We start from the raw sequence: 813 nt of genomic DNA, 5'->3' as shown, positions 1-813 counted from the left end.
CGTGCTAATGCGATACCTCCTATATAAAGTTCACCTACTGTCCCAATAGGGACAAGTTTTTTAGCTTCATTTAATACATATACCTCTACATTGGGAATAGATCGACCAATAGGTGGTGTCCCTTTGCCGCTATAAATGTCTATAGTAGCAACCGATGCTTCTGTTGGACCATATGCATTTATAAAGAGGTGATTTTTCACCCATCGTTTTGCCACTTGTTCACTACAGACTGAACCCGCAGAAATAACAGTTTGTAATTCCTCAAATTTAGATTCATCTAACAGATTTAGTACCGTAGGTGGTAAAAATGCATGCGTAATTTTTTTTTCTAGCAAAAACTGGGTAAGTGGCTCGACTGGCATAATATCTTGTTGACCACATACATATAAAGTTCCACCAGACACCAGAGTTGCGAAGATATCATATAGTGAAACATCAAATGCAATTGAAGAAAACTGAACTACCTTACTACCCGTATTTAATTTTGTAAAATTAATGCTGGCATTAATAAAATTACATAGACCTTTTTGTTCATAAAGGACACCCTTTGGATTTCCTGTGGATCCAGATGTATAAATTACATATGCCAAATTATCTGGTTTAACTTCAATTGTAGGATTTATATTTTTTTCTCTCGAAATATTCATTTCATGTTCTTTTATATCAATACAATCTATTTCTTTAGGTATCCACTGTGTTAGATGACTTTGTGTCAGCAATACTTGTATGTTGGCATCTTTCAAGATATATTCAAGCCTCTTTGTTGGATATGCGGGATCTAGTGGGACATATGCGCCACCAGCTTTTATTATT

At 35.2% G+C, this 813-nt stretch carries 1 protein-coding gene; it reads right to left on the bottom strand.

What is annotated here, in order from left to right; genetic code table 11:
- On the bottom strand, positions 1 to 813 hold an 813-nt coding region (locus ASE54_RS37295), incomplete at both ends, for an AMP-binding protein (RefSeq protein WP_235567873.1).

Origin of the sequence: Bacillus sp. Root131, from assembly GCF_001429475.1 — a bacterium.
Taxonomy (GTDB): domain Bacteria; phylum Bacillota; class Bacilli; order Bacillales; family Bacillaceae_G; genus Bacillus_A; species Bacillus_A thuringiensis_S.
This window is presented reverse-complemented; position numbering and strand designations above follow the sequence as displayed.